Genomic DNA, 20,766 nt, shown 5'->3' on the forward strand with positions numbered 1-20,766 from the left:
TTATTTATCGTTTTGATTCATGTGTTCTTCGGTTCTCTGACGGTTGAAATCGGGTTATCACTTGCTTGCCCTAGAACGAATGTTTTGTATCCTAATATATGAAATACAACAAAAAAATGAAAGGAATGGCATCTGTAAAAAAAACTGTAGTTGGAAGAGTTTTGTAACAAGTTTTTTCTTTGCTCAAAACGATCGTTTATCGTGTTATAAAACAGGTTTATAGAGAAAATAGCGGTCTATGATTGTATCTTTACAAGAGAAATACGTTTAGACAGATTGGTGATAGGCGCTTTCATCCTGCGCCAATGGACCCGTTTGGCTTCGTTGTCCTTGTCTGCTAGGCGTTTTCAAGCTGAAGACATGACCGTGAATCGATAATATGCAGACAACGTCATCATGAACTTTATCTACAGCCTGAAGCTTAGGAAATTTTTCTTCGTTTTTCGAAAAAAATGGGTTCATTTTGTTGATTTTTGTTGTTATATTAGTAAAAATGAAAGTGTAAGAATCATAAAAAAATGATAAGCAAGAGGGCGACTTTCTGTTGGAAGAGCAAAAAATATACTGGAGAGGTCATTATTCATATGGAAGATAAATTTTCCACTTTTTTTCAACATTTTGTAGAGTCTATTGCCCTCATTGATCCAAATGGGCGTATTATACATATGAATCCGGCTTTTCAATCTCTAATAGGGAAAGAAGCAGGAAATATTCAAGCACTAGGCTTTTCGTTAGAAGATATGGAAAAAGTTCGTTGTGGCCAGGCTGTTCACTATGAAAAACGGGATGTTCAAAAAGCGGACGGAGGATGTGTCACAGTCAGCGCATCGTTTCTTCCGATCCAAAGTGAAACCGATTGCGCCATCTTGTGCGTGTTGCGCGATCGCATGGAGCTCTTGCGAATGGAAGCGGCATTGCAGGAAAGTAAACAGCAACTACGGATGATTGCGGAACATTCGTTTGATGATCTTTTGATTCTTTCCCCTGAAGGAAAAATATTATATTGTTCATGGTTTCATATATTTGAAGCTTCTGCGGAGTACATGGATATGGAAGCTGTTTTCTCCCGTCATGTACATCCAGAAGATGTAGCAGCGCTGCGTCAAAAATGGGAAAGATTATATGAAACGAAGGAAGAACAATCGGTAGAGTTTCGCAAGAGAAACAGGCATGGTGAATGGGTTTGGATGCAAGGTTATGGACGGTTTGTTGCGAATGAAAATCAACCTTTTCATTGGTTTATTATCTCTACCAAAAATATTAATGAGCGAAAACAATACGAGGATAAACTTTATCAGCTTACCTATTTCGATCCGCTGACAGGCATTGCCAATCGAAGATATTTTGAAAAATATATTTGGCAGTTGATCGAACAGCAGAAAACGTTCGCCTTATGCTATCTTGATTTTGACAAGTTAAAATGGATTAACGATCATTTTTCTCATCAAGCAGGAGATTACTTTTTAAAAGAAGCGGTTAAAAGAGTAAGAAACGCATTGCGCACCGCTGACTTTTTTGCTCGAATTGGCGGCGATGAGTTTGTCTTGCTATTACCTGACATGACGAAAGAAGCAGTGTCTCAATTCGTGGATCAGCTGATTTGCGCTTTCCATCAGCCGTTTCATTATGAAAAACAAATGATTCAGTCGACGCTTTCTGTCGGTATTTCTTTTTTTCCAACGGACGCGGTGGATGCCAACGAATTAATGAAATATGCCGATCAAGCCCTTAGCTACGTGAAAAAGCGTGGCAAGAACGGTTATTATTTTTACCAGCCTGTCCAAAATCGAGCGACTATCATTGAGCGGGATCTCCCGTTTGCCATTTTGCGGGAGCAGTTTTATTTATGCTATCAGCCGAAAATTGAGCTTGGGAGCGGGACGGCGATGGGGGTGGAAACGCTGCTCAGATGGCGGCATCCATCCTTGGGTGAAATCCCGCCGTTGGAGTTCATTCCGCTGGCAGAACAAAGTGGATTTATTTTCGAAATTACATTATGGGTTCTAGAGCAAGCATGCCGTCAAGTGAAGCAATGGCAGCAGCATTTTCATCATTTGAAGCTGGCTGTAAATTTATCTCCTTTTTTATTGAACCGTAAGGAACTGATCGGACATGTTACCTATATTTTAAAGGCAACAGATTTTGCGCCGGAGCATTTAATTTTAGAAGTGACAGAAAGCGGATTGATGGAAAATATTGAAACAGGAAAGCATATTTTGACTGAGTTAAAAAATATTGGCGTGCAAGTGGCGATCGATGATTTTGGAACAGGCTTTTCCTCACTTGCCTACATCCGTAACTTGCCAGTGTCGCTTTTAAAAATTGATCGCAGCTTTATCCAAGGGATCGCGGACAATTCTAAAGATGCCACCATTGTTGATACGATTATTCATTTGGCGAAAAGCCTTGATATTCAGGTGCTCGCAGAAGGTGTGGAAACAAATAACCAGCTTTTGCTTTTGCAACAAATGGATTGTGACTTTGCACAAGGGTTTTATTTCAGTAAATCATTGGAGGCGGAAAAACTGCAAAAATGGCTCGCGGACTATAACAAAACGGCCTTTCAAACCAATCGCCCCCTCTAAGCGAAGAGAGGGGTTTTTTGTTGTAACCTATCCAAGGGGAAGCCGCTCGCTTGGAAATGACATGTAGGCGGGAATGGCCACCAATACTCTACTCATGTATTTATGAAGGTGAATCGATCGATTCGAGCAAGGAGAATGTTCATCCTTCCGGTGGTGATCAACTTCATTCAGCCAAGGGCGCCTGTAAAGAAAAAGGAATATTTACGTGGATCAAGAAGTAAAAAAGATAGCGCTAGAGAACGGATACCCGAGCCGTGGTTGGCTAGGGGATTTTCGAGAGACGGAGGAGAAGGAGCATGTTGACATTATACATCACAAGACATGGAGAAACGGAATGGAACATTGAAAAACGATTGCAAGGCTGGAATGATTCGCCATTGACGAAGAAAGGGAGAGAGGATGCGCTTCGTCTTGGAAAAAGAATGGAGAAGATTGATTTAACAGCGATTTATACAAGTACAAGCGGACGGGCTCTTGAAACAGCCAAACTCATTCGCGGCGAACGTTTGATTCCTATGTATGAAGATGAAAGATGGCGAGAAATCCATCTAGGTGATTGGGAAGGAAAGACACATGAAGAGATTCAGCAATTTGATGCTGTGCGGTTTCACCATTTTTGGAATGAGCCTCATGTATATCAGCCGGCGCGCGGTGAGGAGTTTAGCGATGTGCAGCAACGCGCCTTTGCGGCGTTAGAAAGCATTATTGAACGCCACGCGTCAGGCGATATTTTAATTGTCACCCATGCGGTGGTTTTAAAAGCGTTGACGACTCTTTTAAAAAATGCGCCGCTTGAGCGGCTTTGGGATCCACCGTACATTTATGGTACGAGTGTAACAACGATTCAAGTGGAGAATGGAGCGATGATATTGCTTAGTGAAGGTGATGCGTCGCATATCGAGGAAGTCAAGCATGTATAATGAAATGTCCCGCCTATTATCGAAAGAAGGCGGGACATTTTTTCTTATAGAAGATCAAACCATTGCACGATGTGAGTGGTTAAAAAGGTAACGGCAATCGCGATACTCGTTGGAATCAAAAAGGCGAGCAGCGTCCATTTTTTGCTTTTTGTTTCTTTATAAATATTAATCAATGTTGTGCCGCATGGATAGTGAAGTAAAGAAAATAACATCATATTTAATGCGGTCAGCCATGTCCAGCCGTGATCAAGGAAAATTTGCTTTAACGAATGAAGATCATCGACTTCTGTTAATGCCCCTGTTGATAAATATCCCATGAGCAAAATAGGCATCACAATTTCGTTAGCTGGAAGACCCAAAATGAAAGCCATTAAAATATAGCCATCAAGCCCAAGTTCACGTGCAAATGGATCAAGCCAATCCGTAATGTAAGTCAGAATGGTCGTGTCACCAATGTGAATGTTCGCCAATATCCATGTTAACACACCGGCTGGAGCAGCGACAGCAACCGCACGTTTTAGCACATACACGGACTTATCTAATGTAGCACGAATAATGGTATCCCATATTTTAGGCCGACGATAAGGCGGAAGCTCAAGTGTATAATGAGTCGGCACGCCGCGCAATGCGGTTTTAGATAAAATCCATGAGACGGTGAGCGTGACAATAATTCCAAACAGAACCATGGCGACGACGACTCCTGCGGTAACAAATGTTTTCCATCCGCCTGTATAGCCTGCCGCCATAAATAGAGAAGCGAGTAAAATGAGCGTTGGCCATCGTCCGTTACAAGGGACAAAATTGTTGGTTAAGATAGCCAGCATACGTTCACGCGGCGATTCAATAATGCGTGTCGACATAATGGCAGCGGCGTTGCAGCCAAAGCCCATCGCCATAGTGAGAGATTGTTTTCCGTGCGCTCCTGATTTTTTAAAGAGACGATCCATATTAAAGGCTACTCGCGGAAGGTACCCATAGTTTTCTAACAAAGCAAAAATCGGAAAGAATATCGCCATTGGCGGCAGCATAACACTCACCACCCAAGCGGTTCCGCGGTATAGACCTAATACGAGAATTCCATAAAGCCAGTCTGGAGCGTGCAGCTGTTTAAAAACAAGACCAATATAGCCTTCAAGCCAATTAAAAAAGTTTGCCAGCATACTTGAAGGAACATTGGCGCCGGCTACCGTAATATAAATGACGATCGCAAGCATGGCCAGCATGATGGGAAATCCCCATATTTTCGAGGTGAGCACACGATCTAGTTTCTCGGTCTCATCATGCTTCTTTTGTTTAGTATAGTGAACGGATTCTCGGCAGATCGCCTGTGACGTTTGAAAAAGGGCGGAAACGATCTGCTCACGCGTATCGCTATCTGTCAAGCTTTGTGCCCGGCTCATTAACTCCTCAAATGGATTTAGTGGAGCAGTTGCACGCATAGTGGGGCACCTCCTTTAGAAATTGCCGCGGTTCCTTTTGTAGCGATTGAAGGAGAGACATATCCCCATCTAACAGGCGAAGCGCGATCCAACGGGCAGGATAGTGGTCACCGATCACCTGTTTGACAAAAGGGACCAGCTTTTCAATTTTTTCTTCAATTGCGCGATTGTACGAAATTTGTAGCGGATTGGTTTGAATATCCCCACGAACCATTTGATCGATGGTATCTAGGAGTTGATCAATTCCTTCTTCATTGCGTGCAGAAATAGGAACAACAGGAACGCCTAGCTTTTGTGAAAGCTTGTGGATGTCTATTTGTATTCCTTTCTTTTTGGCTTCATCCATTAAATTCACGCAAACGATCACTTGACTTGTCATCTCTAATACTTGAAGCGCGAGATTCAGATTTCGCTCCAGAGCTGTGGCATCTAAAACAACGAGTGTAACATCGGGTTTAGCGAAAATGATAAAGTCCCGCGCTACTTCCTCATCAGCCGAATTGGAATATAATGAGTACGTTCCGGGAAGATCCGTAATCTGGTAGCTTTGACCTTTATAATCGAAAAAGCCTTCCGCATGTGCAACGGTTTTTCCTGTCCAATTGCCTGTATGCTGCCGCAATCCAGTTAATAAATTAAATAATGTGCTTTTTCCGGTGTTCGGATTTCCTGCCAAGGCGATTGTATATTGATTATGATTGTTGCTCATTGCGCATCCTCTCCCCATAAATGTTTGAGCTTTCTTCATTTCGTAACGCGATGGTTGTATGGCTGACCCGATAAGCGGTTGGATCGCCAAGTGGACTTTTCTGCAGTACGAGCACTTCGTTTCCTGGTACGAATCCTAAGTCAAGCAATCTTCGCTTCATCGTTCCCTCTATTGCGATTTTTATAATTCGAAACCGTTCTCCTGGCTTGGCATCAGATAATCGTTCAAGTTTTGCTTGGGTCACAACAGTTGCCCCCTCATTAATAATTTGTACTAGTATTATAATTTTTCCCTAGACCAACTTTTATTTTTATATTATTCAGCGATGGTCATTTTGTCAATGATTTTGTTTGTTATTCTTTTATAAAGGTGAGGCAGAAAGCGATACAGCGTTTGTTTTTTCTTTGGATGAAACGAATAACGCTTAGGTCTTTATAGGGTGTTATGGATATCTAAAAATGGAAGGAAAAAGAAAAAACGGTTTGTTGGTTTCTGAACATGGTCTTTTCAGGGATGCTTCGTTTTATTTGAAGTTGCTTTTGTTATTCGGCAGCTAAGAGCCTGTGATGATGGGCAGTTCTTGTTTGTCGAAAAAGACAGAAAATCGTTGGGTGAATCGGGGAAAAGTCGAATCTTCGAGTTACACTTCTATTAGAAAAAATGTTATTATAAAAATAATCTGAATTTTAAATAAAGAGATGCTTGGGAAACAAAGGGGAAAGGTGGTGAATTCTGCGCAAAACAGCACGTTTTGACGCGGACGAAAATGAAAACGGTTACGGATGGGACCATACTATGGACGCCAACAGAAGAACAGATTCAACAGTCGAGTATCTATCGCTATATGAATTGGCTGCAAGAAAAAAAGGGAATGAAACTGCAAACGCATCAACAGTTATGGACATGGTCGGTGGAGCATTTAGAAAAGTTTTGGGAGACAGTATGGGAGTATTGTGGGGTGCAATCCTCGCATCCGTATCAATGCGTGTTGGAAAAGCGGGCTATGCCGGGAGCACAGTGGTTTCCAGGAGCGCGCCTCAATTATGTTGAGCACGTTTTTCGTCATGCACAAGACGAAAAAACGGCGCTGATTTTCCGCTCAGAGAACATCGCACAACGCGAGATCACATGGAAAGAGTTAAAGGAGCAAACAGCGGCGGTTGCCAGCGCTCTCAAAAAATTAGGCGTCAAACGCGGCGATCGCGTGGCTGCTTATATGCCGAATATTCCGGAAACCGTGATCGCCTTTTTAGCGTGTGCCAGCATTGGCGCCATTTGGTCAAGCTGCTCCACTGATTTTGGCGCCGGCAGCGTTATCGACCGTTTCCAGCAAATTGATCCCGTCGTGTTCATCACGGTGGACGGGTGCCAATATAATGGGAAATCATTTGACAAACGCGATGTGATGAACGAGCTTCGCCAAAAGCTTCCATCGCTCAAGAAGACGATTCTTGTATCATATTTAAATGAACAAACAAAAGCGCCAGATGATTCTGTTTGGCTATGGAGCGATTTGATTCAGGAACAGAGCCAGCTTTCGTACGAGCATGTTCCGTTCGATCATCCTCTTTGGATTTTATATTCGTCAGGGACGACAGGACTGCCAAAGCCGATCGTTCAAGGCCATGGAGGAATTTTGCTGGAGCATTTGAAAATATTGATGATTGAACAAAACATGACGGCTGACAGCACTTTTTTCTGGTTTACCACAACAGGATGGATGATGTGGAATTTTTTGATTGGCGGTTTACTGGTAGGAGCCAAGGTTGTGCTTTATGACGGAAGCCCTACGTTCCGTGATGGCCACATTTTATGGGAGCTGGCCGAACAAGCTCAGATCACTCATTTTGGAACAAGTGCCGCATTTATTAATATTTGTATGAAGCTAGGAATCAGCCCAAAAGAGCAGTACGATCTTTCTTATTTACAAGCTGTTCTCTCCACGGGATCCCCGTTGACGACCGAAGGATTTGCTTGGGTGTATGAGCATGTTAAAAAAGATGTTTGGTTAGTGTCGTGCAGCGGCGGAACCGATGTGTGCACCGCGTTTGTCGGCGGCTCCCCGATTTTGCCTGTGCGGGCAGGGATGCTGCAATGCCGAGCGCTCGGTGCCAGCGTTCAGTCGTTTGATGAAAATGGTCAGCCGCTTATCAATGAGGTGGGTGAGCTGGTCATTACCGCTCCAATGCCTTCCATGCCGCTGTTTTTCTGGAATGATGAAAATTACAAGCGTTATAAGGAAAGCTATTTTGACACATATCCGGGAGTTTGGAAGCATGGGGACTGGATTAAAATTGATGAACAGGGAAGCTGCGTCATTTACGGACGTTCCGATTCCACGATCAACCGCGCTGGCGTCCGCATGGGAACAAGTGAAATTTATCGGGCGGTTGAAACGGTTGACGGAGTGATCGAAAGCTTAGTGATTGACTTGGAGATCATGGGGAGACAATCCTTTATGCCGCTATTCGTTGTGCTTCAGCCTGGAAGAAAATTAGATGAGGAATTGAAGCATAAAGTGAAGGAGGCCATTAAAACAAAAGTGTCACCGCGATTTATTCCAGATGAAATTTATCAAGTGGAACAAATTCCGAAAACGTTGAACGGAAAGAAAATGGAAATTCCGATCCGTAAGGTGCTATTAGGCTTTCCGCTTGAAAAGGCGGTGAATGTCGGTTCGATGGCGAATCCGGAGTCGCTTGCGTTCTTTGTCGAGCTGGCGAAAAAGTTGGAGAGCCCGATGTTGAACGGATAACGGGGATTATTCGCTATGAAGCAAACGAGGCCGTTGCTTTGCGGCAGCGGCCTCGTTTTTTATTTCATTTCTGTTAAAAGCTCATGTTGATAATGTCAAAATGCTGAAGGAAACCTATTATTGTAGTTTTTCGATTGTTCTTGCACTAACCCGTCAATTGTTGAATAAATGACCATTACTATTTATGGCAATTTATCATTGGAATGAATCATATTATTAATTACCATTCCAATGATAAATTAGTTGCACAACGCCAGAGGAGAACGTTCTTGTATTAACTAGTTTTAAATTCAATCTTTGCTTTATATCAATAAATAAGGGTTTTCCTTCTCCCAAAATAACAGGGTGGACAGATAATCTAAATTCATTAATAAGCCCTAAATTGATAAAAGTAGTAATAAGATTTGCTCCGCCATATAGCCAGATGTCTTTACCAGGTTCATTCTTTAGTTTTAATACTTCTTCCAAAATATTATCATTTATGAATATCGCTTTGTCATCAGCCTCTTTTTGCGTTCTGGAAAACACATATTTTTTTTTGCTATGAATTAATTCCCAAATTTCTTTTTCAGCATCATCAGTAGTTTCTGGGGTAAATTGTCCCCATAAATCGTAGCTTTTTCTTCCATATAAAATAGTATCAATTTGGTTTAAGAAATTAATAAACTCCATCTCAGAGTCCATGATGCACCAATCAACTTCTCCATTTTTCCCTTCAACAAAACCATCTAAAGTAACTGCTAAATCTAAAATGATTCTTCTCTGTCTTACGTTATTTGACATAACTCATCCTCCTTTTTATCATTTGGGTACTGTTTCTTCTTCCTTAATAATTCCATATTTCATTATTGACAGCATTTATTGCTGAAAAAGTGACTGAAGTTACTAAAAAGTCTCTCTCGTTTCATTAGTTAGACGCCCATCAACAGAACATAAAGGTTTGACATGTTTAATTTATTGATATACTTGCTCTTTCTTTGTATGTGATAATTAGTCGATGTGTTTTAAGAAGTTGCTAAGCGCTTTGCTCAACTTAAGTTCTTTATACGAATATTTGTCGCTATCGGATTATATCAAAAGTTCAGAGAAGGTTCAAATATCAACAGTTACCTTTAACAGAGTCTTTATTATCTTTAAATTCCATTTTTTGTTTACATATTTTTTAGCATCTCCTATAATGAACCGTGAAATGGAAGTGGATGGTGCGAAGAAACGGCAATGTGTCCTTGTCATTTTGGCGCGCTCGAGGGAGGGAACAAAGACTTTATGTTGAAACATTGTAACGATTCAAATGTTGCTGTAGTCTTAATCCATGAAATCTACGGAATCAATGATCATATGAAATATGCAACGCAAATGATTACTGCTCAAGGGTATGACGTCTATTGCCCTAATTTGCTCAATAGGGAAGCTTTCCATTACAATGGTGAGAAAGAAACTTATCAATATTGTCGAAATGAAATTGGATTTGAACAGGCGAAACAATTTAGCGCAACCCTTAAAAAGAAGTACGAAACTGTCGTGTTTTGGGGATACAGCGTCGGCGCCACTGTGGCATGGTTATGTTCTGAATATGATGGGATAGGGGCTGCAGCAATCGGCTACTACGGTTCCCGAATTCGAGACTATACCGATTTGCGTCCAAAAATGTCTGTACGTTTATTGTTTGCCGAACAAGAGGCGTCGGTTGATGTCCATCAGCTGACAGAACGATTATCGTGCACATCAGGCGTGAACATCGAGAGGGGGGAAGGCGCACACAGGTTTGCCAATCCTTTCTCGCGTTTTTATCACCCTGAATCGGAAAAAAGAGCGCTTGATTGGTCGTTCAAATTCATTGAAACGATTTGGACAGGCGAAAAATAAACAGAAGGATTTTTAACGATTTACCGTTTCAGTGGAGTACATGATTAAAATAAGAAGGGGGATTCAAAGCATGTACCAAGGAAAAGTCGTCGTCATTACCGGAGCGTCAGGTGGCATTGGACGAGCGCTTTTGCAAGCATACGCGGAGCAAGGCGCAACGGTTGTTGCTGTCGATAAAGCGAAAGAAGTGGAAGTGGTCACAAGCAGACTGCAAGCGCAAAAGTATGATGTTCATCCATACGTGTGCAATTTAAGTGTTCCGGATGAGATTGTGAAGATGTTTGAGCAAATCAGGGAATCGTTTGGCCGAATGGATGTGCTCATCAATAATGCCGGATTTGGCATTTTCGTTTCGCCGTATGATTTAACCGTCGAACAGTGGGATGATGTTATCCACACGAATTTGCGCGGCACGTTCCTTTGTTCGCGTGAAGCAGCAAAAATGATGCGAACGCATGGCGGCGGGGCGATCGTGAACATTTCTTCGACGCGGGCGCTCATGTCGGAAGCGAACTCGGAGGCGTACGCGGCTTCCAAAGGCGGTATTTTATCATTGACGCACGCTTTGGCCGTTTCGCTTGGACCGGATCGTATCACGGTTAATGCGATTTGTCCTGGATGGATCGAAACGGGTGATTATGAACAGCTGCGCGATGAAGACCACGCCCAGCATCCATCCGGCCGAGTCGGGAAACCGGACGATATCGCCCGCGCTTGCTTATATTTGACAAATCCAGACAACCATTTTGTCACGGGGATTCAATTGGTCGTCGATGGCGGAATGACGCGGAAAATGATATATGTGGAGTAGCAGAAAACGATAAATGAAGAGGTTTTCACAAAGGAGCTGTTAGTATGGGATAGCTCCTTTGTTGTTTTTTGTGGTTGTGTTCGGCAAGAAATGCGCAGAGAAGATTGTTCAATACTATAGTTTTAAAAAGCGAAAAGTTTGTCAGTGGATACGTTAAAATAAATCGTCATTAATGGATGAAATGTCGCGATTCTATGCACATGTGGTCTAAGGAAAATCGATGATTGGGAGACGAATCTAATGATTGACTTTTACGTTAACGTAAATTAAAATAAAATTCAGAAAAATAAAAATATAGGTGAACTCGATGAATTTCTATACCATCTCCCAATTGTCGCAGGAATTTGACATCAGCACGCGGACGATTCGTTATTATGAAGAGCGCGGGCTCATTGTACCGATCCGCACCGAGTCGGGCCAGCGCTTGTACACGAAAAAGGATCGGGCTGTGTTAAAGCTTATTTTGCGCGGTAAGCGGTTTGGCTTCTCGCTTGAGGAAATTCATGAAATGATTTCGCTTTTTGACAAAGATCGCACCGGACGGAAGCAGCTTGAAAAAACGATTGAATATGGTGAGCAGAAGCTGAAGGAGGTGAAAGAGCGGATCGATGATTGGCTGCAGCTGAAACATGAAATGGAAACGATTTTAGAAGACTTTAAAACAAGATTAGAAGAATTGGAGGGAAGTGAATGAACATTTCTGAACTCTTGGCGCGAAATGCGCGCAAATTTCCGGAAAAAATCGCGATCATTGATGGAGACGCGGTTCTTTCATACAGGCAAGTGGATGAGACGGTCAATCGCCTCGCTTCGTCGCTGCAAAGGCTCGGGCTGAAGCGAGAGGATAAAGTCGTTTTGTATATGCCAAACACGAAAGAATTTGTGTATGCCTACTTTGCGGTTTTGCGCCTCGGTGCGATTGCCGTTCCGGTCAACGCCCGGCTGACGGCTGAAGAAGTGCGCTATATTGTCGAGCATAGCGAAGCGAAAGCGGTCATCGCCCATGATTGGATTTATGAAGCGCTGGCGCCGCTTGCTGGCGATTTCGATCTTCTATGGATCAAAACCGGCGAGGCGAAAGACGGCTGGCGGTCGCTCGCGCAGCTCATTCATGATGGCAGCGCGAATTCGATTGCCTGCCCGCTTCAAGAAGACGATGAAGCGACGATTTTATATACATCCGGCACGACAGGGAGGCCCAAAGGCGTCTTATTTACGTACCGCAATATTTTATCTGTCGCTGTCATGATGGCGCTAGAAACGAAAATGGATAAAGACAGCCGCTTGTTGCATATGATGCCGCTCAGTCACTCCGCTCCGCTTCATTTATTTTTTATTGGCGGCATGTATGTTGGGGCCACCCATATATTATCACCTTCGTTTTCCCCAGAAGCATTGTTTCAGCTTGTCGAACAGCACCGCATTACCCACTTTTTCGGAGCCCCTGTCGCTTATCTGCTTGCGGCTAAGCACCCGCTCCTTCATCAGCATGATCTCTCTTCCGTTCAATATTGGACATATGGCGGAGCGCCGCTGTCAGCTGAAGAAGTGCGATTGGTCGCCAAACAGTTTCGCACCGACCGCCTCATGTGCTTATACGGCTTAACAGAAGCCGGTCCGAACGGCACGTACTTGTCGCCGGAGGAACATGCTCACAAAGCGGGCAGCGTCGGTAAATTCGCTGCGCTCAACTGCGAAGTGAAAATTGTCGATGAGCAGGGGCGTGAAGTGCCAGCGGGTGAAATTGGAGAAATTGTGCTCGCCGGCGAAGGAACGATGAAAAGATACTATAAAGACGAAGAAAAAACAGGAGAAACATTAAAAAACGGCTGGCTTTATACGGGAGATTTGGCCCGTCGTGATGAGGACGGCTATATTTGGATTGTGGACCGTAAAAAAGATATGATTATTTCCGGCGGTGTCAATGTCTATCCGAAGGAAGTGGAAGACGTGTTGCGAACCCATCCCGACATTATAGATGTCGCTGTTGTTGGGGTGCCGCATCCGGAATGGGGAGAAACGGTAAAGGCTTTTATTGTTGGGGCAAAACCGATCGATTCACTCGCAGATCGTTGTAAACGCTTTCTATCAGAGAAGCTTGCTGATTATAAAATTCCGCGCTTATATGAACAGATTGATGAACTGCCGCGCAATGCGACGGGAAAAATATTAAAGCAAGTCTTAAGGGGGATGGGCGATGAAGCAGCTGCGCGAAGCTGATCCAAATTTACTGGAGAATTTAAAAAAATATTTAGATCCAGAGTTATATGGCTATGCAGAGAAAGAGCTGGAGAAGTTTTGGCAGCTTTGTATGACGGAATTTGATAAAAGGGCCGTCCATACCGATCGTGAAGGGCAGCCGAGGTTGATCAAATATGATCGCTTTGGAAATGATGTATCGGAGGTGTGGGTCAACGAAGGCTACCGTCAGACGGTAAAGCAAACATATGAATCTGGAATCGTCGGCTATGTTCATAAAACTATTCCAGAGCTTGGCCGAAAAGGTAACTATATTTACTCTTACGCGCAAGGTTATTTGTTATCACAGGTAGAGCCAGGTTTTTATTGCCCGGTCACGTTGACAATGGCAACGGCCTATTTATTGGAGCATTTTGCGGATCAAGAGCTGAAAAATAAATATTTGCCACATGTCATTTCAACAGGAGAAGTCGAACGATATGAGGGAGCCACCTTTTTGACAGAGCGGCAAGGAGGATCGGATGTTGGAGCGAATGAGGTGAAGGCGGTTCCTTGCGGCGATCATTATAAAATTTATGGTGAAAAATACTTTGCGAGCAATGCTGGCATGTGCGGCGTAGCCATGGTATTAGCGCGCATCGAGGGCAGCGGACCGGGAACAAAAGGACTTAGCTTGTTTCTTGTGCCGTGGCGCACGGACGATGGATCGCTCAATGGCATTCAAATTCGCCGATTGAAAGATAAGCTTGGGGTGAGGGCCGTTCCATCAGCGGAAGTGGTGTTTGACGGTGCGAAAGCTTATGTTGTGGGCGATCCGACAAAAGGCTTTTATTACATGATGGAAGCGCTCAATTTATCGCGTGTCTGCAATGCGGTTGCTTCCATCGGCATTATGAAGCGGGCGCTTGATGAAGCGGTACAGTATGCAGAGGAACGATCGGCTTTTGGGCAAACATTGACCTCGTACCCGATGGTGAGAGAAACGTTGGCTCACTTGACGGCGCGCCAAGAAGTACAGACAAGTGCTTGTTTTGAGCTGATTGCATTATTTGATCGCATTATGCAAGCGCCAGAGCAGGCAACGGAAGCAGAAAAAGCGTGGAATCGGCTATTGATTGCCATTTTGAAAATGCGCACCGCTGAAGAGGCGATCGCTTTTGCACACGAAGCGATTGAGATGCACGGCGGCAATGGTTATATCGAAGATTTTGTCACTCCAAGGCTTCTTCGTGACGCACAAGTGCTGACGGTTTGGGAAGGCACCGCTAATATTTTGAGCTTGGAAGTATTGCGGCTCATCCGAAAGCATCGCATTGAGGAACGCTTTAACGACAAGATGCGCGAGCAGTTGGCGGCGCTTCCCGGACATCTTCGCCCGTTGGCGAAGCCGGTGGAAAGCGGATTGGATGAGCTGATGGAGTCATTGCCAAGGCTGCAAGCGATGCCGGAACATGCGCAAACATACCATGCGAAAAAAATAGCCAATCGTTTGTGCGATCTTTATTTAAGCGTGACGGCATTGAAAAACGCTTCGGAAAGCGAACGAAGCGAAATGATGGCCCGCCTCTTTTTGCAGCACATTTGGCCTCAGCATTTACTGGATTATGAGATGCTTGCGGTCAATTGTTTCGATTTGCTAGTAAATAAAAATAAGAAGATGAGAGTATAAGAGGATCAAAAGAAGCTGGCGTATGCCAGCTTTTATTTTTTTATGGAAAGATTGAAGAGAGCGCTTTTTTGCTAATTTTATCGACATCGATCGATGGAGACAGGGGAGTCATATGATTCGGAGATTGACCAAAAGAGATCATTCCGCTGTTTTTCTTTTTAGCGCAAGAAGCTTCTATCAATCTTTTTATCATTGATGATATCGTGGCTTTTGGTTATTAGCAGGATTTCCAAGAATTATGGGGAGACTTTGACGAACAAGGTGCGCTTCGGGCCGTTTTATGGCGTTTTTATGATATTCTGTATGCTCCAGCCGCGTTTGATGCAGATGGATTGGCTGAGATCATTCGCCGAGATCCTGCTTCGATCCGATTTTCCGGAAAATCAGAGATTATGGAGCAATTTGAAAAGCATGAATAGGAATGGACTGCGGTGGGATTCTTTCAATAGCTTGCAGTTACATAGAATCTATTATATAGTAGAAGTGAGACACAAAAAAAGCCCCTTACTCCAAAAGGGGGACAAGCAACAAATCAATCTAGAATCAACCTCTAAGTTTTGCCATGCTATTCCAAAAAGGAGGTGATCAGACATGGCCAAAGATGTGCTCTGTGAAGTGAACACTTGCCGCCATTGGGGTGACGGCAATCAATGCCAAGCTGACAAAATCTACATCATTTCTCATAGTTCCCATGAAAAAGCACAAAGCTCTGCAGAAACAGATTGCAAAACATTCGAAGCTAAGTAATGGAGACAGGGAGGTAAGGAGGTCTGTCATTCCTTCCTCCCGCATTTATTCTAACATGAATGATAATCATTATCAAGCGTTTCTTTTATCATTTATTGGAGATTTTTACTCGCTATCTGTGCTTTCAAGGAAGTGGGATTTTTTGTACTCGGCATATGTTTTGCTGCTACATATTCATTGATAAAAAACTTTGATCCGCTGATGAATAACAGAAAATGACGGATCAAGGTCAGACACAATATAAAGGAGAAATCATAAATGACCGAATCCCGATTTGTTGAATTTTTTATTGAAGCGAAGAAATAGACGTATGCCGCTGAAGGAAATGCGACAGCCGTGCCTTCGCTATTGAATGGAGCAAAGCAGCTTGAATATCGCAAAGGCAGCTTCCTATACCGCGGATCTTTATTTCGGTTTTGCTTAGTTTGCCGGACAAGAAGTCGTAGGACAGGACGAGCAGCCGCTTTGATCAATGGTGTAGTTGGGAGGAGTGCTTATTTCTGATATGCCGCGCGAGCTAATCGCATCGATTTATGCTTTTTTGCGCCAAACGCTCTGATTTGTCGAGAGCGATGGCCCATATCGAGGGGCCAATATATTGAAATTGGCCGATATGCTTACCAAAACGAGTGGGTGGGAACCATTTACTCGGAAAGAGAGTATTTTTCACAACGGCGAAAAAGTGTACGAGCTTTGCTATAGTGGAGGATTCATTTGATAAGGGAATTTAGCGGCGATGGTTTGGGGAATATTTATGCTGGTTAAATCGTCATGGCTAATGAATGTGGTCGTTAGGGAGATGAGCTTAACCTGCTATTTTTTCTCTTAAACATTGGGGACGTGTTAGAAAAATGATAAGGCAGTTACAATGGCATTTATCCCGACGTAATTGGTCATCTTTGTCCAATGGGCAAGACGGGATTGTAGAAAAGAAAATAAGAAATTAGGATGGGATTGGGGTAAATGAAAAAAGAACAGGAGCTATTGAGCCGATTGCTTCATTGGGGAGAGGCTAACAGCGAGGTTCGAGCGATGATATTAACAAGCTCGAGGTCCAATCCTTATGTTAAAAAAGATATCTTTAGTGATTATGATGTTGAATTATATGTTAAAAATTTAACTCCTTTTCTAGATAGTGACCAATGGTTAAAAAGTTTTGGTGACATGATTACTTGCGTTCCGTTAAAACCGTTGGTAAATCAAAACAGGATCACCCGCCTTGTTCTCTACGAGGATGGGACAAAAATTGATTTTCAACTATTTACTGTGAAATCGCTAATAGCGCTTGTTCAGAAACCGCAGCTTCCTCCGGAATATGATAACGGTTATCAAATTTTACTTGATAAAGATCAGTTGACTCAGAAGCTAAAAACTCCAACTTATTCAGCATTTTTGACACAAAAGCCGACAGAAGAAGAGTATCTGGAGCTTATCAATGATTTTTGGTGGGATACGACTTATGTTGCTAAAGGACTATGGCGCGATGAATTATACTTTGCTAAGTTTATGCTTGATTCTGTGATCCGATTTCATTATTTGCAGAAAATGGTGGAATGGTATATAGGTGTTCAGTATGATTGGAAGGTGAATCCGAACAAGCATGGCCGATGGTTTAAAAGATATCTAGATGAAGAAACGTGGATCGAGCTTGAGTCGACCTTTGTCGGAAGCAACATAGAGGATAACTGGACGGCTCTTTTTGGCATGGCCGATTTGTTTACAAAGTTAAGCGCGAAAGTTGGCCAGTCATTAGGCTATACATATCCTAGCAAAGTGGAAGAAAAGATCAGAGAGTATTTGTTACAAGTAAGGCGGTTAGATAGATGTTAACCTGTCGGACTGTTTTTCCACGGTCGGGGCCAGGTCTAAAGACTGACCTTCTGGCCGTGGTTTTTACTGGACATTCCATTTCTGAGCCTATTCCCCCGCTCTGTTAAGAGGCGGAAGCTGTTATGAACGTCTTTTCATGTATATAAGCTTATATTTGTCCATAGCATTCGTTGCTTTTTAGTAAAATAATGGACCACGAACACTGGTCACCAGACATTCTTTTGGAATATTGGCTGAATGGAGGCAACGGTTGTGTTTTTATAAAAAAAGAGCGGCTTGAAAATTTCCTTTATGGAAACAGGAGATTTCGATATAATGGGAAAAAGAAGATAAGGCAAGAAGAGCGGGTCATAACGATGCGAGCCGCTTGCATTAAGCAGCCAAGTGTTCTTGACTGCGAATATGGACAATTCATAGTGCAGCGCACGTTTCTTATTTTGTCTGTCAATAAGTCTGAATATTCAGTTTATTATTGAACGAATAGGAGCTTCCGTGCAAATATCAAAGGTTTCATCAACCGGTTTCGCGATAAAAGAGACAGATGCTGCTTTGCTTCCCTCTCTTTCGTTTCAAAATATAGATAAAGAGGTGACAACGATGAATTTGCCAATGCAGCTTGAGAGAAAGGCAAGGACAAAAAAGAGAATTGCGATCTCGCTCGCTAGTGTATTGCTTGTTGCGATCGTCGCATGTGTGGCGATTTCCGTCTATGTTGGATGGAATTTAACGCATAAAGAACGAAAACCGATTTTAGAAACACCAAAAGATTATGGACTTGCCTATCAAGATGCCACCTTTATCAGCAAAGACGACGGGCTTAAGTTGAAAGGATGGATTATAGAACCGACCAAACAGGCTCGGATGACGATTATTTTTTCGCATGGCTACGGCGGCAACCGCTACGAGCCCAATGTTCCTTTTTTGCCGTTGGCTCAATCGCTAGCGGCGGAAGGATACCGCGTTATGATGTTTGATTTTCGAGCAAGCGGTGAATCAGAAGGCGATATGACTACGATTGGCGCAAAGGAAAAATACGACTTGCTTGGTGTGATTGATTATGCAAAACATCATTATTCTGAGCCGGTCGCGCTTTATGGTGTGTCGATGGGAGCTGCCACCTCCATTTTAGCTGCGGGAATGGATAAAGATGTAAAAGCGGTGATTGCTGACAGTCCATTTAGTGATTTAGAAAGCTATTTGCGCACTTATATGCCTGTATGGACCCATTTGCCCAACGTCCCATTTACTTACTTAATTATAACGCTTATTCCTATGTTGACAGATTTAAATCCGGCGGAATCAATCCCTATAAAAGCAGTGGATCAGATAGCACCGCGTCCCGTCTTATTTATCCACAGTAAAGATGATCCGTCGATTCCATACAAGGAAAGTGTAAGCATGTATAATAAACATCGCGATGTTTTTGAAATTTGGCTCACTGAAAAGGCCAAGCATGTGAAAAGCTTTGCGATGTACAAAGACGATTATATTCAAAAGGTGCTTCAGTTTTTAGAAAAAGTACAAAAGGCAGAATGATGACGTTGAACGAAGGATTTATGGAACGGGATTCTAGTTGCAAAGCGATCTCAAGCATTTTTCGATGTCCTGGCATGTCGACAGCCCTCCATTGTAAATATTCGAAAACTGGTCGTTTTTATTTGGCAAAAATTCTTGGATCAGTATCTTTTTTAAAGGAATAATTTACCTTTATGTAGTATTAACATCTACGTAGCCATTTGTATGAGGAGGGGATGTTTGTGAGCAATCGAAGAAAATGGTTTACTAGTCAGGATGTTGAAGGAATGATCGAGGAATTGGAAGAGTTTGCGACAGAGATAGGAAATCAGGCCGGCAACAGCAAAGATATAGAGAATCGAAGATTTTATGAAGGAATGGCTGTTGCTTGCAAGCTGATGGCGATGAAGCTAAAGAGGGGATTGGAGTATATTGATGAAACATTTTTAAACTGCGTGTATGAAAATATAAAAGCGCTAAGCGAAGAAAAAAGCCAGCATGTATTTGCGCGAGAAATAAAACAACGATGCTCCTTCTGCCTTCAGCACAAAGAGCCGCTCGTACAGGGGCCCTTTGCGTTGATTTGTCGGGATTGTCTGCGATTTGGCATAAAGGTCATGAGGAGCCGAAATGTCTAAAAGAAAAAAGGTGATGATGGATGGCGCGAAAAGTCGAAGTCGTTCCATTTTCCGAACAATGGGCGGAGCAGTTTCGTTGTGAAGCAGACAAAATGAAAGACGTCTTTCAAAACGGGTGCGTTGAAATCTACCATATCGGAAGCACCTCGGTCCCTGGAATGCGCGCCAAGCCCATCATTGATATCATGGTCGAGGTCCACAATCTTGACGAAGTCGATCGTTTTAATAAGCAAATGGCTGAGCTTGGTTATGAAGCATTGGGGGAACACGGGATTGCGAAGCGGAGATTTTTTCGCAAAAGAGGAGAAGAGCGGACGCATCACGTTCATGTGTTTCAAAAGGGGAGCGAACATATCGAGCGGCATTTGGCGTTTAAAGAATATATGGTCGCTCACTCCGATCAAGCTAAGGAATATAGCAAGCTGAAACAAATGCTAGCGCAACAATTCCCTTTGGATATTGGATCGTACACAGAAGGAAAGGATCCGTTTATCAAAAAAGCGGAACAAGAAGCGCTGGCATGGTATCGCAAGCGGAGAAAGGGGGAATCGAGTGCTGCTGAAACGGATTAAATGCGGTGTCTTTCCGGAGCAAAAGCGGAGGTTTTCGTTCGCACAAGAGCAATGGCAGGAATTAAAGGCGATTTCCGGCTTTCTCCAGCAAATAGGTGGTTGGAATGTAAACGATGCGAACGAGGCCTATATTTTTTCGTTCTGGGAAAATCATTCCGCCTACGAGGCATTTATGAAGCGGGATCACGATGAAATCATGGCGAAAAACAACCAGCGTGGCACCTATCATCGTCTTGCGGTTGACTTATATATGAAAGCATCACCCAATGACGATACTTTCTCTATTATGGAAATGCTGCGTAAAAGCAATGTGCTGCATGTATGGGAGCGCTGCGAACCATTGTCCGGTTCGTGGAGTGCAGAAGAATTTATTTGGTTTCAACATCTGCATGATCATCGTCGCTTGCTTATCGTCCCTGCTATGCCGCTGACGGATAGTGATGGGACGACCGTGGCAATTGAAGAGTCATGGACTACGTTTCGTTTTATGGAGGGGGAAGAAACATGAAGT

18 protein-coding genes and 1 pseudogene are annotated in these 20,766 nt (G+C 43.2%); 15 read left to right on the forward strand and 4 right to left on the reverse strand.

Features of this window, described 5'->3' with window-relative positions:
• Positions 1-584 precede the first annotated feature (584 nt).
• Both AT864_RS09675 and AT864_RS09680 read left to right on the forward strand, forming a co-directional pair.
• Positions 585-2,585, forward strand: a complete 2,001-nt coding sequence (locus AT864_RS09675) for a bifunctional diguanylate cyclase/phosphodiesterase (protein ID WP_066148620.1) — start codon at positions 585-587, stop codon at positions 2,583-2,585.
• A gap of 296 nt (positions 2,586-2,881) precedes the next feature.
• On the forward strand, positions 2,882-3,505 hold the full coding sequence (locus AT864_RS09680) for a histidine phosphatase family protein (protein WP_066148622.1): 624 nt from the start codon (positions 2,882-2,884) through the stop codon (positions 3,503-3,505).
• Positions 3,506-3,549: 44 nt separating this feature from the next.
• Here AT864_RS09680 and AT864_RS09685 read toward each other — a convergent pair whose 3' ends face one another.
• From AT864_RS09685 to AT864_RS09695, 3 genes are read right to left on the reverse strand one after another with little or no spacing between them, the layout of a single operon-like run.
• Positions 3,550-4,944, reverse strand: a complete 1,395-nt coding sequence (locus tag AT864_RS09685) for a nucleoside recognition domain-containing protein (RefSeq protein ID WP_066148626.1) — start codon at positions 4,942-4,944, stop codon at positions 3,550-3,552.
• Positions 4,913-5,653: a FeoB small GTPase domain-containing protein gene (locus AT864_RS09690; protein WP_066148628.1), complete on the reverse strand. Its 741-nt coding sequence runs from the start codon at positions 5,651-5,653 to the stop codon at positions 4,913-4,915. The genes AT864_RS09685 and AT864_RS09690 overlap by 32 nt, the downstream gene beginning before the upstream one ends.
• The gene (locus AT864_RS09695; RefSeq protein WP_044746441.1) at positions 5,637-5,897 is read right to left on the reverse strand and encodes a FeoA family protein; all 261 of its coding nucleotides are present in this window, start codon (positions 5,895-5,897) and stop codon (positions 5,637-5,639) included. Before AT864_RS09695 ends, AT864_RS09690 begins: the two co-directional genes overlap by 17 nt.
• A 522-nt stretch (positions 5,898-6,419) precedes the next feature.
• On the opposite strand from AT864_RS09695, the gene AT864_RS09700 reads away from it, so the two are divergent.
• Positions 6,420-8,408: an acetoacetate--CoA ligase gene (locus tag AT864_RS09700; RefSeq protein WP_066148732.1), complete on the forward strand. Its 1,989-nt coding sequence runs from the start codon at positions 6,420-6,422 to the stop codon at positions 8,406-8,408.
• Positions 8,409-8,624: 216 nt separating this feature from the next.
• On the opposite strand, the gene AT864_RS09705 is transcribed toward AT864_RS09700, so the two are convergent.
• Positions 8,625-9,191, reverse strand: a complete 567-nt coding sequence (locus AT864_RS09705) for a dihydrofolate reductase family protein (protein WP_066148630.1) — start codon at positions 9,189-9,191, stop codon at positions 8,625-8,627.
• Between the two features lie 483 nt (positions 9,192-9,674).
• Here AT864_RS09705 and AT864_RS09710 point away from each other — a divergent pair, with 483 nt between their 5' ends.
• The 12 genes and pseudogenes from AT864_RS09710 (at position 9,675) to AT864_RS09760 (ending at position 20,763) form a co-directional block, all read left to right on the forward strand.
• Positions 9,675-10,274, forward strand: coding sequence for a dienelactone hydrolase family protein (locus tag AT864_RS09710; RefSeq protein WP_066148633.1), 600 nt, complete (start codon positions 9,675-9,677; stop codon positions 10,272-10,274).
• Positions 10,275-10,344: 70 nt separating this feature from the next.
• Complete coding sequence (locus AT864_RS09715) at positions 10,345-11,085, forward strand: SDR family NAD(P)-dependent oxidoreductase (RefSeq protein ID WP_066148638.1); 741 nt, start codon at positions 10,345-10,347, stop codon at positions 11,083-11,085.
• A gap of 307 nt (positions 11,086-11,392) precedes the next feature.
• On the forward strand, positions 11,393-11,779 hold the full coding sequence (locus AT864_RS09720; protein ID WP_066148640.1) for a MerR family DNA-binding transcriptional regulator: 387 nt from the start codon (positions 11,393-11,395) through the stop codon (positions 11,777-11,779).
• Positions 11,776-13,305, forward strand: a complete 1,530-nt coding sequence (locus AT864_RS09725) for a class I adenylate-forming enzyme family protein (RefSeq protein WP_066148642.1) — start codon at positions 11,776-11,778, stop codon at positions 13,303-13,305. Before AT864_RS09720 ends, AT864_RS09725 begins: the two co-directional genes overlap by 4 nt.
• Positions 13,283-14,953 (forward strand): acyl-CoA dehydrogenase family protein, encoded by a 1,671-nt coding sequence (locus tag AT864_RS09730; RefSeq protein WP_066148644.1) that lies wholly within the window; start codon positions 13,283-13,285, stop codon positions 14,951-14,953. Before AT864_RS09725 ends, AT864_RS09730 begins: the two co-directional genes overlap by 23 nt.
• A 112-nt stretch (positions 14,954-15,065) precedes the next feature.
• Positions 15,066-15,253: pseudogene (locus tag AT864_RS18685) on the forward strand (GNAT family N-acetyltransferase); the annotation flags it as partial.
• Positions 15,254-15,544: 291 nt separating this feature from the next.
• Entirely contained in the window at positions 15,545-15,700 is a 156-nt protein-coding gene (locus tag AT864_RS17565) for a DUF1540 domain-containing protein (RefSeq protein WP_080862730.1), read from the forward strand.
• A gap of 963 nt (positions 15,701-16,663) precedes the next feature.
• Positions 16,664-17,530, forward strand: coding sequence for an aminoglycoside 6-adenylyltransferase (locus AT864_RS09740; protein ID WP_066148650.1), 867 nt, complete (start codon positions 16,664-16,666; stop codon positions 17,528-17,530).
• A 597-nt stretch (positions 17,531-18,127) separates the two neighbouring features.
• Positions 18,128-19,066 carry an alpha/beta hydrolase gene (locus AT864_RS09745; protein WP_156450523.1) on the forward strand — a complete coding sequence of 313 codons (939 nt, stop codon included), beginning with the start codon at positions 18,128-18,130 and terminating at the stop codon, positions 19,064-19,066.
• Positions 19,067-19,287: 221 nt separating this feature from the next.
• A complete protein-coding gene (locus AT864_RS09750) occupies positions 19,288-19,683 on the forward strand; it encodes a hypothetical protein (protein WP_231734626.1) in 396 nt (131 codons plus the stop codon).
• Positions 19,684-19,703: 20 nt separating this feature from the next.
• Positions 19,704-20,255: a GrpB family protein gene (locus tag AT864_RS09755; RefSeq protein WP_066148652.1), complete on the forward strand. Its 552-nt coding sequence runs from the start codon at positions 19,704-19,706 to the stop codon at positions 20,253-20,255.
• Positions 20,236-20,763, forward strand: a complete 528-nt coding sequence (locus tag AT864_RS09760) for a YdbC family protein (protein WP_066148654.1) — start codon at positions 20,236-20,238, stop codon at positions 20,761-20,763. Before AT864_RS09755 ends, AT864_RS09760 begins: the two co-directional genes overlap by 20 nt.
• The last annotated feature ends 3 nt before the right edge of the window (positions 20,764-20,766 follow it).

Source organism: Anoxybacillus sp. P3H1B (assembly GCF_001560855.1).
Lineage (GTDB): Bacteria > Bacillota > Bacilli > Bacillales > Anoxybacillaceae > Anoxybacteroides > Anoxybacteroides rupiense.

Excerpts from the sequence above, each read along its gene's own strand:
- AT864_RS09740 (WP_066148650.1), top strand. The coding sequence starts at position 16,664 with ATGAAAAAAGAACAGGAGCTATTGAGCCGATTGCTTCATTGGGGAGAG.
- AT864_RS09725 (WP_066148642.1), top strand. The coding sequence starts at position 11,776 with ATGAACATTTCTGAACTCTTGGCGCGAAATGCGCGCAAATTTCCGGAA.
- AT864_RS09685 (WP_066148626.1), bottom strand. The coding sequence starts at position 4,944 with ATGCGTGCAACTGCTCCACTAAATCCATTTGAGGAGTTAATGAGCCGG.
- AT864_RS09690 (WP_066148628.1), bottom strand. The coding sequence starts at position 5,653 with ATGAGCAACAATCATAATCAATATACAATCGCCTTGGCAGGAAATCCG.
- AT864_RS09675 (WP_066148620.1), top strand. The coding sequence starts at position 585 with ATGGAAGATAAATTTTCCACTTTTTTTCAACATTTTGTAGAGTCTATT.
- AT864_RS09700 (WP_066148732.1), top strand. The coding sequence starts at position 6,420 with ATGAAAACGGTTACGGATGGGACCATACTATGGACGCCAACAGAAGAA.
- AT864_RS09715 (WP_066148638.1), top strand. The coding sequence starts at position 10,345 with ATGTACCAAGGAAAAGTCGTCGTCATTACCGGAGCGTCAGGTGGCATT.
- AT864_RS09745 (WP_156450523.1), top strand. The coding sequence starts at position 18,128 with ATGAATTTGCCAATGCAGCTTGAGAGAAAGGCAAGGACAAAAAAGAGA.
- AT864_RS09755 (WP_066148652.1), top strand. The coding sequence starts at position 19,704 with ATGGCGCGAAAAGTCGAAGTCGTTCCATTTTCCGAACAATGGGCGGAG.
- AT864_RS09720 (WP_066148640.1), top strand. The coding sequence starts at position 11,393 with ATGAATTTCTATACCATCTCCCAATTGTCGCAGGAATTTGACATCAGC.
- AT864_RS09705 (WP_066148630.1), bottom strand. The coding sequence starts at position 9,191 with ATGTCAAATAACGTAAGACAGAGAAGAATCATTTTAGATTTAGCAGTT.
- AT864_RS17565 (WP_080862730.1), top strand. The coding sequence starts at position 15,545 with ATGGCCAAAGATGTGCTCTGTGAAGTGAACACTTGCCGCCATTGGGGT.
- AT864_RS09680 (WP_066148622.1), top strand. The coding sequence starts at position 2,882 with ATGTTGACATTATACATCACAAGACATGGAGAAACGGAATGGAACATT.
- AT864_RS09730 (WP_066148644.1), top strand. The coding sequence starts at position 13,283 with ATGAAGCAGCTGCGCGAAGCTGATCCAAATTTACTGGAGAATTTAAAA.
- AT864_RS09710 (WP_066148633.1), top strand. The coding sequence starts at position 9,675 with ATGTTGAAACATTGTAACGATTCAAATGTTGCTGTAGTCTTAATCCAT.